Here is a 13,356-nt window from a genome sequence, read left to right on the forward strand (position 1 = left end):
GGCGGGAAGGGAGGGCAGGGATCAGGCGTCCGGGAATGCTTTAATGAAGTTCTCGACGTCTTCAACCATGTGGTTGTTACCGACAAAGAAGGAGCGGCGCTGGTGCAGGCTTTCCGGGATAATATCCAGAATACGCTCTTTACCGTCGCTGGCCTTACCGCCCGCCTGTTCGGCGAGGAAGGCCATCGGGTTGCATTCATACAGCAGGCGCAGCTTGCCGTCCGGGTGGCTGGCGGTGCTCGGATACAGGTAGATGCCGCCCTTCAGCAGGTTACGGTGGAAGTCCGCCACCAGCGAGCCGATATAGCGTGAGGTATAAGGACGCTGAGTCTCTTTGTCCTCTTCCTGGCAGTACTTAATGTACTTCTTCACGCCCTGCGGGAATTTGATGTAGTTGCCTTCGTTGATGGAGTAGGTATTGCCCTTCTCCGGGAAGCGCATGCGCTCCTGACACAGACAGAAGACGCCGAGGGACGGGTCGTAGGTGAAGGCGTGGACGCCGCAACCGGTGGTATATACCAGCATCGTCGAAGAGCCGTAGACCACATAGCCCGCGGCCACCTGCCTGTTACCCGGCTGCAGGAAGTCTTCTTCTGTCACCGGCGTGCCGACAGGCGTGACGCGGCGGTAGATAGAGAAGATCGTTCCGACAGAGACGTTAACGTCGATGTTAGAGGAGCCATCCAGAGGGTCCATCAGCACCACGTATTTGGCGTGTTCACACCCTTCGAAGACGACAATTTCATCTTCTTCTTCGGAGGCGATCCCGGCAACAATATCGCGTGCTCGCAGTGCGGCTTTTAATTTTTCATTAGCGAACAGATCGAGTTTTTGCTGAACCTCGCCCTGAACGTTTTCAGCACCGCTGGCACCCAGGATATCGACCAGACCGGCCTTGTTGATATCGCGGTGGATGATCTTGGCGCCCAACTTTATTGCTGACAACAAAGCAGTCAGCTCACCGGTGGCGTGGGAGAACTCGTGCTGCTTTTCAACAATAAACTCACCTAACGTTTTCATAACTCGTTCCCTGCATTTTTATGTTGAGTAAAACGAACGCAACAATCTTAACAAAGAATCAAAAAAGTGCGCACTGGTGAATCGCGCCAGCAAAATACAGATTCGCCTGAAATGCATTTCGCCAGGGCCCGGGATATGGGTAAAATGTGCCCCGGATAAGAGAAGGAAATGACGAATGCGCATTCATATTTTAGGAATCTGTGGCACGTTTATGGGGGGCCTGGCCATGCTGGCGCGCTCCCTCGGTCATGAGGTAACAGGGTCGGATGCTAACGTCTATCCGCCGATGAGCACCCTGCTGGAAAACCAGGGGATTGATTTAATTCAGGGTTATGACCCCAGTCAGCTGGAGCCCCGGCCGGATCTGGTGATCATCGGTAATGCCATGACTCGCGGCAACCCGTGCGTTGAAGCGGTGCTGGAAAACAATATTCCGTATATGTCCGGCCCGCAGTGGCTGCACGACTTCGTGCTGCGCGATCGCTGGGTGCTGGCCGTCGCCGGGACCCACGGCAAAACCACCACTGCCGGGATGGCGACCTGGATCCTCGAAGCCTGCGGCTATAAACCGGGCTTCGTGATCGGTGGCGTACCGGGGAACTTTGATGTTTCCGCACGCCTGGGCGACAGCCCGTTCTTTGTGATTGAAGCCGACGAATATGACTGCGCCTTCTTCGACAAGCGCTCCAAGTTTGTTCACTACTGCCCGCGGACGCTGATCCTCAACAACCTTGAGTTCGACCACGCGGACATCTTTGACGACCTGAAGGCGATTCAGAAACAGTTCCACCATCTGGTGCGTATCGTGCCGGGCAAAGGCAAAATTATCCTGCCGGAGAACGACATCAACCTGAAGCAGGTGATGGCGATGGGCTGCTGGAGCGAGCAGGAGCTGGTGGGCGAGCAGGGCCACTGGCAGGCGAAGAAGCTGAACGCCGACGCCTCGCAGTGGGAAGTGCTGCTCGACGGCGAAAAGGTTGGTGAAGTGAAGTGGGCGCTGGTCGGCGAGCATAATATGCATAACGGCCTGATGGCGATTGCCGCGACGCGTCACGTCGGCGTGCTGCCGGCGGATGCCGCGAACGCGCTGGGCAGCTTTATCAACGCCCGCCGTCGCCTGGAGCTGCGCGGCGAAGCCAACGGCGTCACCGTGTATGACGATTTCGCCCATCATCCGACGGCAATCCTCGCCACGCTGCAGGCGCTGCGCGGCAAAGTGGGCGGCACCGCGCGTATTCTCGCCGTGCTGGAGCCGCGCTCTAACACCATGAAAATGGGCGTCTGCAAAGACGATCTGGCGCCGTCTCTCGGTCGCGCTGATGAAGTGTTCCTCCTGCAGCCGCAGCATATTCCTTGGCAGGTGGCGGAAGTGGCGGAAGCCTGCGTCCAGCCGGCCCACTGGAGCGCCGACGTCGATACCCTGGCGGAGATGGTGGTCAAAACCGCCCACCCGGGCGACCATATCCTGGTGATGAGCAACGGCGGCTTCGGCGGCATTCATCAGAAGCTGCTGGATAAGCTGGCGCAAAAAGCGGCCGCGGCAGAATAAGCGCGAACGCCTCCGATCACTGCCCTCCGTGTGAGGGCAGTTTTGTTTTCGCCACCAGGGATTGTGCCATGCTGACCTGCGAAAGATTACGTTCTACCGACTCGCCCCATTTCGCCACGCTGGACGCGCTCTACGCGCGCGCCTTTCCGTGGCACGAGCAGCGCGAAAGCGACGCCAAACTTCAGGCGCTGAGCCACCCGCGCTACGCGCTGGAAGCGTGGTTCGATGAGGGCGTATTTATCGGCCTCAGCGGCTGCTGGCAGTTTGCCGGCTACGGTTATATCGAACATCTGGCGATCGACGATACGCTGCGCTCCCGCGGCTATGGTAAACAGCTACTGGCGCAGATCCTGACGCGCGCGCCGCTGACCATTCTGGAAATCGATCCGCTAACCACGGCAATCGCTCATAAACGGCTGCGCTTTTATCAGTCGATGGGATTTCATGCCAATGCGTGGGCGCATCATCACCCGAGCTATCATCAGGGCATCGCGGATCATGAGTTGCTGGTGCTGAGCTACCCGCAGCCGATCGATGAGCGACAGTACCAGCAGTTTGCCCGGGATCTCGGGCGCGAGGTGATGGGGCGGGAGTAGTCCGGAACGGGGCGTCGCCCCGCTCCGGGAATTCACTGGTTACAATCTTACTCTTTGGCGATCGGCGTCTCGTTCTCCGCGACTTTATTGTCGCCCTGAATCTGCGCGATTTTCTGCTCAACGGCGGCCACCTGAGCGCTGTCGTGCAGCAGGGTGTAGGTCAGATCAAACTGCGCGCTGGCGCCCGGCTGCAGCTGCTTCACGCGTTTTTGTTCGCGTTCAATGGTGACCGGATAGGCGTAGCTGGTGCCCGGTTCGATACCGGTGACGTAGCCCTGTTTGATGGTGTCGGTGTTTTTCCATAGCGTCAGGACCGGCAGCTGACGGGTATCAAACTGAATGGAGGCCCCTTTATCGCCCGCTTTGTTGACCACCGCGGCCAGGGTCTGGTGATTTTCATCGGCCAGCGGCTGAATATTAAATACCATCTCGTCAAAATCTTTGGTCGGTCCCTGATAGGTCTGCCAGGTTTTTAACCCGCTCTTCGCGTAATCATTGAACGGGCTGATGCTGGACATCGGGGCGAGGAAGCGCGCGCCTTCTTCGAGGATCGGGGTGCCGAAGTTGCTGTGGTAGATAATCTGATAATCATGCGGATAGTCAGCATGGTTGGTTAAGACATCATGCAGGCTGAAGCTGTTGCTGCCCGGCACGTAGCGCAGTTCGGTCAGGGTCTGCAGATCGGCTTTTTTGAAGGTGCTCTCTTTCACCAGGCCGCGGATGCGGATTTCATACGGCGCGCTGTCAGCCACCTCGACTTCTACCCGCGAGGCCGGCGTGTTGCCCGCCTTGCCGTGCAGGGTATAAATCTGCCCGTCCGCGGTCACCGGATGGCCGGTCCATTCATAGCCGCAGCGGACCATCATCTCGTTGAATCCTTCCAGCCAGCCGAGTCCATTGCGGCTTTCCAGGTTGATAAACGCCGGGTTGACGACCTCTTTAACCGGCGAATCCCAGCCCATCCGGCTGCCGAAACCCTCAATACGCAGTAAGTTCATGCCACGGGTTGGGCTGAGAGTGATGGTCAGGCCGTCTTTACTGTGAATGGTGAGGATTTTGCTGCCTTCCTGCTTACCGCCGTGCAGGACTTTTTGCTCAATGCTGAACGCATGGTCTTTTACCTTCAGCTGATCGCTGCTGATCTGCCAGTTTCCTTTATCCATGCCCTCTTCAGCGTTCGTCAGCACCCATGTTTTTGCCGCGGCTGAGCCAGAAACCAGCAGGGCGATCGTCGTCAGAACCAATGTCTTTTTCATTTTTATTCCCTTTTTGCTGAATCGATTGTGTCATTGACGTGTGAAATCTACCGGCATGGGGGGGATTAAAATGTGAAGCGCCTCACCTGGTGAGAAAGTGGCCGTTTTTATGATGTTAAATGAGATGAAAGTCGTATTATTTTGCTAAGTAATGCGTATTTATCACCAGGATATGTGATCTATATTGTTTTTAGCTTTAACGATTCAGCTTGGCAACAAGGCAAAAAACAAACGTATCGTCGTGCGGATGAGGGGACTCATCCGATGCGACGGGAATCCCCCTGCTGGCGCAAGCCTTAGAACTGGGGTGAAGGTAGGCCGGATAAGGCGTTAGCCGCCATCCGGCACAATGACGGGAACGGAGTCTGATGCAGGTTGCCCGGCGGCGCTGCGCTTGCGCGGGCCTACGGTGTTGAGTAACCGTTTGATATACAGGGCTCCGTAGGCCGGATAAGGCGTTAGCCGCCATCCGGCACAACGACGGGAACGGAGTCTGGTACAGATTGCCCGGCGGCGCTGTGCTTGCGCGGGCCTACGAAACAGAGTAACCGTTTGATATACAGGGTTCCGTAGCCCGGATAAGGCGCAGCGCGCCGCCATCCGGGAGACGATTGCGGGCAAAAACAGCGGGACTTAGCCTTCGTTTTCCGCCAGTTCACGCAGATACTGGAAGATCAGGCGCGCCGATTTCGGCGGCTTGTTGCCTTCTTTCTCTTTCTTCGCATTGCGGATCAGCGAACGCAGCTGCTGACGGTCAGCATCTGGCCACAGGTTCAGCACTTCAGCGACAGCGTCATCCCCATCGTCAATCAGTCGGTCGCGGATCTGCTCCAGCTTGTGGAACAGCGCAACCTGCTGGTTGTGACGGTTTTTCAGCTTGTCCAGCGCCTGACGAATCGGATCGACATCGCGGTTGCGCAGCATCTTACCGATAAGCTGCAGCTGGCGGCGGCGACCCTCTTTTTTGATTCGCTGGGCGAGTTCGATGGCGTCGCGCAGGTCAGTATCCAGCGGAATTTTATCCAGCGCGTTTTTCCCCAGGTCAACGAGTTCCGCGCCAAGACGCTTCAGTTCTTCCGCGTCGCGCTTAATTTCACTCTTACTGACCCAGATGATTTCATCATCTTCATCTTCAACATCATCACCGGGCACGTCGTCGAGCCAGTCTTCGGGCTGCTTTGTCATCTCAGGCTCCTTAAAAAAAGAGGCTAATGTTACCAGTTAAGGCGCGCACTGAAAAACGGTTCTCTGTTAGACTTCAGTTAACTCCTTCTTACATTATGGCATTAGCAATGAAAGTCATCTCTCAAGTTGCACAGCAGCGTAAGACGCTGGAAGAAGCCGTTACCACGGCACTGGAACTGGCGGCAGGTAAATCTGACGGTGCGGAAGTCTCCGTCAGCAAAACGACGGGCATCGGCGTCAGCACCCGCTATGGCGAAGTGGAGAATGTAGAATTCAATAGCGATGGGGCGTTAGGCATTACGGTTTACCATCAGAACCGCAAGGGCAGCGCCTCTTCCACCGATCTTAGCCCGGACGCCATCGCCCGCACCGTACAGGCGGCGCTGGATATTGCGCGCTACACCTCCCCGGATCCGTTTGCCGGTGTGGCCGATAAAGAGCTGCTGGCCTTTGACGCCCCGGATCTGGACCTGTTCCACCCGGCGGAGGTCTCCCCGGACGAAGCCATCGAACTGGCCGCCCGCGCGGAGCAAGCGGCGCTGAAGGCCGATAAACGCATCACCAACACCGAAGGCGGCAGCTTTAACAGCCACTACGGCATCAAAGTGTTCGGTAACAGTCACGGCATGCTGCAAAGTTACTGCTCGACTCGCCATTCGCTCTCCAGCTGCGTCATCGCGGAAGATGATGGCGATATGGAGCGCGACTACGCCTACACCATTGGCCGGGCGATCGAGGATCTGCAGTCCCCGGAATGGGTCGGGGAAGAGTGCGCTCGCCGCACCCTGTCGCGTCTGGCGCCGCGTAAGCTGTCGACCATGAAGGCGCCGGTTATTTTCGCCAACGAAGTGGCGACCGGGCTGTTTGGCCACCTGGTCGGAGCGATTGCCGGTGGTTCGGTATACCGCAAATCCACCTTCCTGCTCGATTCGCTGGGCAAACAAATTTTGCCTGAGTGGCTGACCATCGAAGAGCATCCGCACCTGCTGAAAGGGCTGGCCTCCACGCCGTTCGACAGCGAAGGCGTGCGCACTGAGCGTCGTGACATCATCAAAGACGGCGTGCTGACCCAGTGGCTGCTGACCAACTACTCGGCGCGTAAGCTGGGGATGAAAAGCACCGGCCACGCCGGGGGCATCCACAACTGGCGCATTAACGGCCGCGGCCTGAGTTTTGCAAAGATGCTTAAAGAGATGGGCACCGGTCTTGTGGTTACCGAACTGATGGGGCAGGGTGTCAGTGGCGTCACCGGCGACTACTCACGCGGCGCATCCGGCTTCTGGGTAGAAAACGGCGAAATTCAATATCCTGTCAGTGAGATCACCATTGCAGGAAATCTGAAAGAAATGTGGCGTAATATCGTGACCATTGGCGATGATATTGAAACGCGCAGCAACATTCAGTGCGGTTCTGTGCTGCTGCCGGAGATGAAAATCGCCGGGCAATAACACCTGTTTGCTTAAATAATAAAAAGGAAGTGAGCAATGCGTAAAAAACTGTTAGCGATGCTGGCTGTCTCTGCTTTTGCGCTCGGTTCAGCGTCGGCCTTCGCCGACCTGGGCGAAGACATGGACACTCTGGCAGAAAACCTGCAAGTGGTACAGAAGACCTCCGACGCCGGCGAGCTGAAAGCGGCGCTGAATAAGATGCGTACCGCCGCGGTCGATGCCCAGAAAGAGACCCCGCCGAAGCTGGAAGGCAAAGCGGCCGACAGCGCTGAGATGAAAGATTACCGTCATGGTCTGGATATTCTGATCGGCCAGATCGACGGTGCGCTGAAGCTGGCGAACGAAGGCAAGGTGAAAGAGGCGCAGGCCGCCGCGGAGGAGTTTAAAACCACCCGCAACACCTACCATAAGAAGTACCGCTAACCGTTCTTTTCGGGAGGCATCAGCCGATGCCTCCCGCCTGAAAGCCTACCGATATCACATTTTTCCACTCTCTTTTTCCGGCCTTTCCGCTGCCGCGGGCGCCTTGTCCACGCTCATTGTTGTGATACATCTCACGCCATAGCCGTCGTTTTTGCCTTTTCCCTGTGAATATGTGGGGTCGATCACGCCTGCCGTCTCCCTTTCCACTTCGAAGTGGAAAACAACTCGCTACAAACTCCCATCCCCCGGCGCTACCTTGATTTCCAGAGACATCAGCGGGGTATCAGAAGTGAATAACGGAGCGGTAATACACGACGAAGGGGAGCAGGCAGCGCAGACTGAACGGCTGGCTGACAAGATGCTGCAGCAGGTTTACGCCTTGTTAAACCGTCACGGCATCGTCCCTAACGACGTTCAGGAGCAAATGCTGACTTCCCACGTGCGGGCCATGGCCCACCGGTCAATCAGTGGTGAACCGCTGCCGGAAGTGGATGCCAGCCTGTTCGAAGAGATTTCACCAGATTCAATGACGCTGGCCCGCGAAGTGGTCGCGCAGTTCGGCAACCTGCCCGATGAAGAGGCCTGGCTGCTGTCCGTCCATTTCGAAGTCGCAAAAGAAAACCTGTAAGGAGCAAAACATGGAACAAATCACCGTAGTCATTGGCGACCGTCTGGGTAAAGGCCAAAAAGTCGCTGCAGGCGCTGAGAAAGCGGGCGCACGTGCTGTGGTCGTCCCTGGCGTTGCTGCCGATATGAAGCTTGGCGACATGATGAAAGCGGAAAACGCTACCTTCGGCATCTCCTTCTGCGGCAGCGGCGGCGCCGGGGCCATCACCGCCCAGACCAAATACGGCTACAAAGCGAAATATGGCATGCGTTCGGTGGAAGAGGGCGTCACTGCCATCAACGAAGGGTGCAACGTGCTGGGCTTCGGCTTTATGGATAAAGAAGAGCTGGGCGAGCGCCTGGTAGAAGCCTGGAAAAAGAAATACGGCGCATAAGTATGAAAGAGCAATTCACCACCACGGTGAGGGTTGCCGGCAAAGGCGAAAGCAAATCACGGGCCTTCGCCGATGCCCTGAACCATGTGCAGGCTGCGGTGATGAAAACCTCATCGCACATTCTGCTGCGTATTGAGCCACAGGACGTGACGGTTGTTCATGCGCGCGAAGCGGTACGAAAAGAGGCCTTCCTGTTCTTCTTTTTGCGCCGTGAACGACGGACCTACAGCGTGGAGCTGGACGTCACCGTCAACGTGACCGCCATCGATCTCGATAAAGTGGATTTCGTCACGCAAACCTGATTGTTAGCAAAGGGTCTGACTATGTTCCTGATAATTTTAATAAAATCGCTCATCATCGGCGGCCTGGTCGGCGTCGGCGTGGGCGCCGGAGCGGCACGCATGTTTCACGCCCCTACCACCCAGGGGATGGGGGCGTTTCGAACCCTGGGCGAGCTGAATTCCTGCGAAGGCGATCCGGCTTCCCACTTCTCCTTTGGCCTCGGTTTCTTCTTTAACGCCTGGGCCTCTTCCGTGGCAGCAGGCTCCTTCACCCAGGATGTTGACCACCGCATTATCCCCAACTGGGGCGCGGCGGCGCTAATGCTGAAAAATCGTAACGTCGGCGAAACGCTGCACGATCCGAAAAAAATGGCCATCTCCTGCGGCATCATCGGCATGATTGTCGTCGCCTTCCTCAACCTCACCGCCTCGTCCGTACCGGAAGCGCTGCAGGTGACCGCGGTTAAGGTCCTGGTGCCGGCGGCAAACCTGCTGGTGAACACCGTGATGCCGGTGATCTTCTGGCTGGCGGCTATCGATGCCGGTAAGAAATCAGGCTTCTGGGCGACGATTTTCGGCGGCGCCGCGCAGCTGATTATGGGTAACGCCGTACCGGGTCTGGTGCTGGGGATCCTGATCGGTAAAGGCGTCGAAGAGAGCGGCTGGAACCGGGTGACTAAAGTGATGATGGTGGCCATCGTCGCGCTGTTTGTCCTCAGCGGCTTCTTCCGCGGCTTCGACATGAAGATGATCGAATCCTTCCATCTGACCGTGCCGAACTGGCTGGACATGATCCACAACTCACTCAGCGGCAAGTAACGGGAGCCTGATAATGGAACAGAATAAAGGTTTTTGGTATGCCGACTGGTCGTTCCCGATCTTTGTTGGCCTGCTCTCCTCCGGCGTCTTCGCCGGGACGCACATGTACTACCTGTACGGCATCGGCGCCTTTAACGAAGTGGCCTTCGTGGCCATGCTGAAGTCGGGGATTGATACCGGCGTTTACGGCGCGGTGGCGGCGTTTGGCGCCAGCTTCCTGTTCGCCCGCATCATCGAAGGGTCGCTGGTGGGGATCCTCGATATCGGCGGAGCGATACAGACCGGTATCGGTCTTGGCGTACCGGCGCTGCTGCTCGGCGCGGGCTTTGTCTTCCCGGTGGCGAACTTCGCCGCCTCGCTGGTCACCGGCCTGGTCCTTGGTCTGGCAGTGGGTTACATCATCATTCTGGCGCGTAAGTTCACCATTAACCAGAGCGATTCCACTTACGGCGCCGACGTGATGATGGGGGCCGGTAATGCCTCCGGCCGCTTCCTCGGTCCCTTGATTATCCTCAGCGCGATGACCGCCTCGATTCCTATCGGGATTGGCTCGCTGGTTGGCGCACTGCTGTTCTACATCTGGCAGAAACCGATCACCGGCGGCGCCATCCTCGGCGCGATGATCCTCGGCTCCATCTTCCCGGTGGCGATTAGCTAATCGCCCGATGGCGCTGCGCTTATCGGGCCTACACGTCAGCGCGATTGGTAGGCCGGATAAGGCGGTACGCCGCCATCCGGCAACAGATTCACCCTTTTCATCAGGAGATAGCTATGTTTGATTTACTCCTGCGCCGTGCGCGCCTCGTCGACGATACCCTGACTGATATCGCCATCCAGGACGGGAAAATCGCGGCGCTGGGCGAGATTAGCGCGCCCTCCCGCAACACCCTCGATCTGCACGGCAACAGCTACGTCAGCGCCGGCTGGATTGACTCCCACGTTCACTGCTACCCGAATTCGCCGATTTATCACGATGAGCCGGACAGCGTCGGCATCGCCACCGGCGTCACCACCGTGATTGATGCCGGCAGCACCGGCGCCGACGACGTCGATGACTTCTATCAACTGACCCGTAACGCGGCGACGGAAGTTTATGCGTTGCTCAATATCTCGCGCGTCGGGCTGATTGCGCAGAATGAACTGGCGAATATGGCCAATATCGACGCCGCTGCGGTGAAGCAGGCGGTGCAGCGTCATCCTGATTTTATCGTCGGCCTGAAGGCGCGGATGAGCAGCAGCGTCGTCGGCGAAAGCGGCATTACGCCGCTGGCGCGCGCCAAGGCCATTCAGCAGGAAAACGGCGATCTGCCGCTGATGGTGCACATCGGCAATAACCCGCCGAACCTCGATGAAATCGCCGATCTGCTGAGCCGCGGCGACATCATTACCCACTGCTATAACGGCAAGCCGAACCGCATTCTGAATCCCGCCGGCGAACTGCGTAGCTCGATTACTCGCGCTCTGCAGCGCGGCGTGCGCCTCGACGTTGGGCACGGCACCGCCAGCTTCAGCTTTGAAGTGGCGCGGCGGGCGATTGCGCTGGGCATTCTGCCGCACACCATCAGCTCCGATATTTACTGCCGTAACCGTATCGATGGCCCGGTGCGCTCGCTGGCGCTGGTGATGTCGAAATTCCTCGCCATCGGCATGACCCTGCCGCAGGTCATTGCCTGCGTGACCGTCAGCGCCGCCGAGGGGCTGCGCCTGTCGCGTAAAGGGCGGCTGGAAGTGGGCTTCGACGCCGATTTAACGCTATTTCGCCTGGAGCACCGGCCCACGCTGCTGGTGGATGCCGAAAAAGAGAGCCTCCAGGCTGACAACATTCTGGTGCCGCTGGCCGCGATCCGCGCGGGCAAAGGCTATCTGACCGAACAAGGGAGCGCGGAACATGCCTTCGATTTTTGAGAAATACCATTTAAAACAGGTGATTAATACTTCGGGCCGCATGACGGCGCTGGGCGTTTCCACGCCGCGCCCGGAAGTGGTGGAAGCCGCGATGGCCGGTATGAACCAGTACTTTGAAATGAAAGACCTGGTGAATAAAACCGGCGAGTACATCGCCAGGTTGCTGGATGTGGAAGGGGCGACCGTTGTCTCCTGCGCGTCGGCGGGGATTGCCCAGTCGGTGGCGGCGGTGCTGGTGAAAGACAGCGACTGGCTGCTGGAGAACCTGCACGTTACGCCGATTGAGAATAACGAAATCGTGTTGCCGAAGGGCCACAACGTCAACTTCGGCGCGCCGGTTGGCACCATGGTGGCGCTGGGCGGCGGTAAGCTGGTGGAAGCGGGCTACGCCAACGAATGTTCCGCCCAACAGCTGGCGGCGGCAATCACCCCGCGCACCGCGGCGATCCTGTACATCAAATCCCACCACTGCGTACAGAAAAGCATGCTCAACGTCGCGCAGGCTGCGGAAGTGGCGCGCCAGCATGGCTTGCCGCTGATTGTCGATGCGGCGGCGGAAGAAGATCTGCAGTGCTACTACCGCATGGGCGCCGACCTGGTGATCTACAGCGGCGCAAAAGCCATTGAAGGGCCGACCAGCGGGCTGGTGATCGGCAAAACGCAGTACGTCGAGTGGGTTAAACGCCAGTCGATGGGGATTGGCCGGGCGATGAAAGTGGGTAAAGAGGGCATTCTCGGCCTGACCTGCGCCATTGAACACTACCTGACGGCGAGCAAAGAGAGCGGCGAGCAGATGGTGGCGAAGATGACGCCGTTTATCGAACAGCTCAACACGCTTAACGGCGTGACCGCCCGGGTGGTGTGGGATAGCGCGGGTCGCGATATCGCCCGCGCCGAAATCAAATTCAACGAAGCGGTGACCGGCGTGAAGACCGGCGATCTGGTTAACGCGCTGAAGCAGGGCGAATACGCCATCTACTTCCGCGGCTATAAAGCGAATGAAGGCATTATCGAAGCCGATGTCCGCAGCGTGAACGCGCAGCAGCTGGCGGTGGTTGCTCGCCGCATCGCGGAAGTGCTGAACAAGGAGAAACAAGCATGAAACTGACCCCAAACTTTTACCGTGATCGCGTGTGCCTGAACGTCCTGGCGGGCAGCAAAGACAACGCCCGCGAAATTTACGACGCGGCGGAAGGTCACGTCCTGGTCGGCGTGCTCTCCAAAAACTATCCGGACGTCGCCAGCGCGGTGGCCGATATGCGCGACTACGCGAAGCTTATTGATAACGCGCTCTCCGTCGGGCTGGGCACAGGCGATCCAAACCAGTCGGCGATGGTGAGCGAGATTTCTCGCCAGGTGCAGCCGCAGCACGTCAACCAGGTCTTCACCGGCGTGGCTACCAGCCGCGCGCTGCTCGGGCAGAATGAGACCGTGGTGAATGGCCTGGTCTCGCCGACCGGTACGCCGGGAATGGTGAAGATCTCCACCGGCCCGCTGAGCAGCGGCGCGGCGGATGGCATTGTGCCGCTGGAAACCGCCATCGCGCTGCTGAAAGACATGGGCGGCAGCTCCATCAAATACTTCCCGATGGGCGGCCTGAAGCACCGCGCCGAATTCGAAGCCGTCGCCAAAGCCTGCGCTGCGCACGATTTCTGGCTGGAACCGACCGGCGGTATCGATCTGGACAACTACAGCGAGATCCTGAAAATCGCTCTCGATGCCGGGGTGAGCAAAATCATCCCGCATATCTACAGCTCGATTATCGATAAAGCCAGCGGCAACACCCGCCCGGCCGATGTGCGCCAGCTGCTGGAGATGACTAAACAGTTAGTGAAGTAGTGCTATTGCCGCTCATCCTAACTTTCTCCCGGAG

General features: G+C 58.1%; 16 protein-coding genes and 1 pseudogene. 13 read left to right on the top strand and 4 right to left on the bottom strand.

Translation table 11 applies throughout. The annotated features are described in order from the left end of the window. Nucleotides 1-21 precede the first annotated feature (21 nt). Nucleotides 22-1,020: a class 1 fructose-bisphosphatase gene (fbp, locus tag NKJ21_RS20755; RefSeq protein ID WP_008807144.1), complete on the bottom strand. Its 999-nt coding sequence runs from the start codon at nt 1,018-1,020 to the stop codon at nt 22-24. A 175-nt stretch (nt 1,021-1,195) separates the two neighbouring features. On the opposite strand from fbp, the gene mpl reads away from it, so the two are divergent. Together mpl and NKJ21_RS20765 are read left to right on the top strand one after the other, a co-directional pair. Next, on the top strand, nt 1,196-2,569 hold the full coding sequence (gene mpl, locus NKJ21_RS20760; RefSeq protein WP_044613162.1) for a UDP-N-acetylmuramate:L-alanyl-gamma-D-glutamyl-meso-diaminopimelate ligase: 1,374 nt from the start codon (nt 1,196-1,198) through the stop codon (nt 2,567-2,569). Between the two features lie 68 nt (nt 2,570-2,637). Next, entirely contained in the window at nt 2,638-3,165 is a 528-nt protein-coding gene (locus tag NKJ21_RS20765; protein ID WP_008807143.1) for a GNAT family N-acetyltransferase, read from the top strand. Nucleotides 3,166-3,212: 47 nt separating this feature from the next. Here NKJ21_RS20765 and NKJ21_RS20770 read toward each other — a convergent pair whose 3' ends face one another. Further along, entirely contained in the window at nt 3,213-4,421 is a 1,209-nt protein-coding gene (locus NKJ21_RS20770) for an aldose 1-epimerase family protein (protein WP_023323523.1), read from the bottom strand. A gap of 184 nt (nt 4,422-4,605) precedes the next feature. Between NKJ21_RS20770 and NKJ21_RS20775 the strand changes: the two are divergent. Continuing rightward, nucleotides 4,606-4,721: pseudogene (locus tag NKJ21_RS20775) on the top strand (hypothetical protein). 333 nt (nt 4,722-5,054) lie between these two features. Here the strand turns inward: NKJ21_RS20775 and yjgA are convergent. Next, nucleotides 5,055-5,606, bottom strand: coding sequence for a ribosome biogenesis factor YjgA (gene yjgA / locus NKJ21_RS20780; protein WP_004177664.1), 552 nt, complete (start codon nt 5,604-5,606; stop codon nt 5,055-5,057). A gap of 95 nt (nt 5,607-5,701) precedes the next feature. Here yjgA and pmbA point away from each other — a divergent pair, with 95 nt between their 5' ends. Together pmbA and cybC are read left to right on the top strand one after the other, a co-directional pair. Continuing rightward, nucleotides 5,702-7,054 (top strand): metalloprotease PmbA, encoded by a 1,353-nt coding sequence (gene pmbA / locus NKJ21_RS20785; RefSeq protein WP_008807141.1) that lies wholly within the window; start codon nt 5,702-5,704, stop codon nt 7,052-7,054. Nucleotides 7,055-7,090: 36 nt separating this feature from the next. Then, entirely contained in the window at nt 7,091-7,477 is a 387-nt protein-coding gene (gene cybC, locus NKJ21_RS20790; protein ID WP_002886893.1) for a cytochrome b562, read from the top strand. A gap of 54 nt (nt 7,478-7,531) precedes the next feature. Here the strand turns inward: cybC and NKJ21_RS20795 are convergent, their stop codons facing one another. Continuing rightward, on the bottom strand, nt 7,532-7,663 hold the full coding sequence (locus NKJ21_RS20795; RefSeq protein WP_014908079.1) for a hypothetical protein: 132 nt from the start codon (nt 7,661-7,663) through the stop codon (nt 7,532-7,534). Nucleotides 7,664-7,766: 103 nt separating this feature from the next. On the opposite strand from NKJ21_RS20795, the gene NKJ21_RS20800 reads away from it, so the two are divergent. The 8 genes from NKJ21_RS20800 to NKJ21_RS20835 all read left to right on the top strand — a co-directional run bounded on the left by NKJ21_RS20800 (nt 7,767) and on the right by NKJ21_RS20835 (nt 13,322). Continuing rightward, nucleotides 7,767-8,105 carry a PRD domain-containing protein gene (locus NKJ21_RS20800; protein ID WP_008807140.1) on the top strand — a complete coding sequence of 113 codons (339 nt, stop codon included), beginning with the start codon at nt 7,767-7,769 and terminating at the stop codon, nt 8,103-8,105. A gap of 10 nt (nt 8,106-8,115) precedes the next feature. Then, nucleotides 8,116-8,478: an SFCGS family glycine-rich protein gene (locus NKJ21_RS20805; RefSeq protein ID WP_004206501.1), complete on the top strand. Its 363-nt coding sequence runs from the start codon at nt 8,116-8,118 to the stop codon at nt 8,476-8,478. Nucleotides 8,479-8,480: 2 nt separating this feature from the next. Then, nucleotides 8,481-8,780, top strand: coding sequence for a DUF4312 family protein (locus NKJ21_RS20810; protein ID WP_004206503.1), 300 nt, complete (start codon nt 8,481-8,483; stop codon nt 8,778-8,780). Nucleotides 8,781-8,801: 21 nt separating this feature from the next. Beyond that, nucleotides 8,802-9,578, top strand: a complete 777-nt coding sequence (locus tag NKJ21_RS20815; protein ID WP_002886897.1) for a DUF4311 domain-containing protein — start codon at nt 8,802-8,804, stop codon at nt 9,576-9,578. A gap of 13 nt (nt 9,579-9,591) precedes the next feature. Then, nucleotides 9,592-10,236: a DUF4310 family protein gene (locus NKJ21_RS20820; RefSeq protein ID WP_004152267.1), complete on the top strand. Its 645-nt coding sequence runs from the start codon at nt 9,592-9,594 to the stop codon at nt 10,234-10,236. A 113-nt stretch (nt 10,237-10,349) separates the two neighbouring features. Beyond that, nucleotides 10,350-11,483 (top strand): amidohydrolase/deacetylase family metallohydrolase, encoded by a 1,134-nt coding sequence (locus NKJ21_RS20825; protein WP_239270676.1) that lies wholly within the window; start codon nt 10,350-10,352, stop codon nt 11,481-11,483. Beyond that, nucleotides 11,467-12,585 carry a DgaE family pyridoxal phosphate-dependent ammonia lyase gene (locus NKJ21_RS20830; protein WP_016160167.1) on the top strand — a complete coding sequence of 373 codons (1,119 nt, stop codon included), beginning with the start codon at nt 11,467-11,469 and terminating at the stop codon, nt 12,583-12,585. Before NKJ21_RS20825 ends, NKJ21_RS20830 begins: the two co-directional genes overlap by 17 nt. Then, nucleotides 12,582-13,322, top strand: a complete 741-nt coding sequence (locus NKJ21_RS20835; RefSeq protein WP_239270677.1) for a KDGP aldolase family protein — start codon at nt 12,582-12,584, stop codon at nt 13,320-13,322. The genes NKJ21_RS20830 and NKJ21_RS20835 overlap by 4 nt, the downstream gene beginning before the upstream one ends. Nucleotides 13,323-13,356: the final 34 nt, after the last annotated feature.

The organism is Klebsiella sp. SWET4 (genome assembly GCF_024296565.1).
Lineage (GTDB): Bacteria > Pseudomonadota > Gammaproteobacteria > Enterobacterales > Enterobacteriaceae > Klebsiella > Klebsiella variicola.

Excerpts from the sequence above, each read along its gene's own strand:
- fbp (WP_008807144.1), bottom strand. The coding sequence starts at position 1,020 with ATGAAAACGTTAGGTGAGTTTATTGTTGAAAAGCAGCACGAGTTCTCC.
- mpl (WP_044613162.1), top strand. The coding sequence starts at position 1,196 with ATGCGCATTCATATTTTAGGAATCTGTGGCACGTTTATGGGGGGCCTG.
- NKJ21_RS20765 (WP_008807143.1), top strand. The coding sequence starts at position 2,638 with ATGCTGACCTGCGAAAGATTACGTTCTACCGACTCGCCCCATTTCGCC.
- NKJ21_RS20770 (WP_023323523.1), bottom strand. The coding sequence starts at position 4,421 with ATGAAAAAGACATTGGTTCTGACGACGATCGCCCTGCTGGTTTCTGGC.
- yjgA (WP_004177664.1), bottom strand. The coding sequence starts at position 5,606 with ATGACAAAGCAGCCCGAAGACTGGCTCGACGACGTGCCCGGTGATGAT.
- pmbA (WP_008807141.1), top strand. The coding sequence starts at position 5,702 with ATGGCATTAGCAATGAAAGTCATCTCTCAAGTTGCACAGCAGCGTAAG.
- cybC (WP_002886893.1), top strand. The coding sequence starts at position 7,091 with ATGCGTAAAAAACTGTTAGCGATGCTGGCTGTCTCTGCTTTTGCGCTC.
- NKJ21_RS20805 (WP_004206501.1), top strand. The coding sequence starts at position 8,116 with ATGGAACAAATCACCGTAGTCATTGGCGACCGTCTGGGTAAAGGCCAA.
- NKJ21_RS20810 (WP_004206503.1), top strand. The coding sequence starts at position 8,481 with ATGAAAGAGCAATTCACCACCACGGTGAGGGTTGCCGGCAAAGGCGAA.
- NKJ21_RS20815 (WP_002886897.1), top strand. The coding sequence starts at position 8,802 with ATGTTCCTGATAATTTTAATAAAATCGCTCATCATCGGCGGCCTGGTC.
- NKJ21_RS20820 (WP_004152267.1), top strand. The coding sequence starts at position 9,592 with ATGGAACAGAATAAAGGTTTTTGGTATGCCGACTGGTCGTTCCCGATC.
- NKJ21_RS20825 (WP_239270676.1), top strand. The coding sequence starts at position 10,350 with ATGTTTGATTTACTCCTGCGCCGTGCGCGCCTCGTCGACGATACCCTG.
- NKJ21_RS20830 (WP_016160167.1), top strand. The coding sequence starts at position 11,467 with ATGCCTTCGATTTTTGAGAAATACCATTTAAAACAGGTGATTAATACT.
- NKJ21_RS20835 (WP_239270677.1), top strand. The coding sequence starts at position 12,582 with ATGAAACTGACCCCAAACTTTTACCGTGATCGCGTGTGCCTGAACGTC.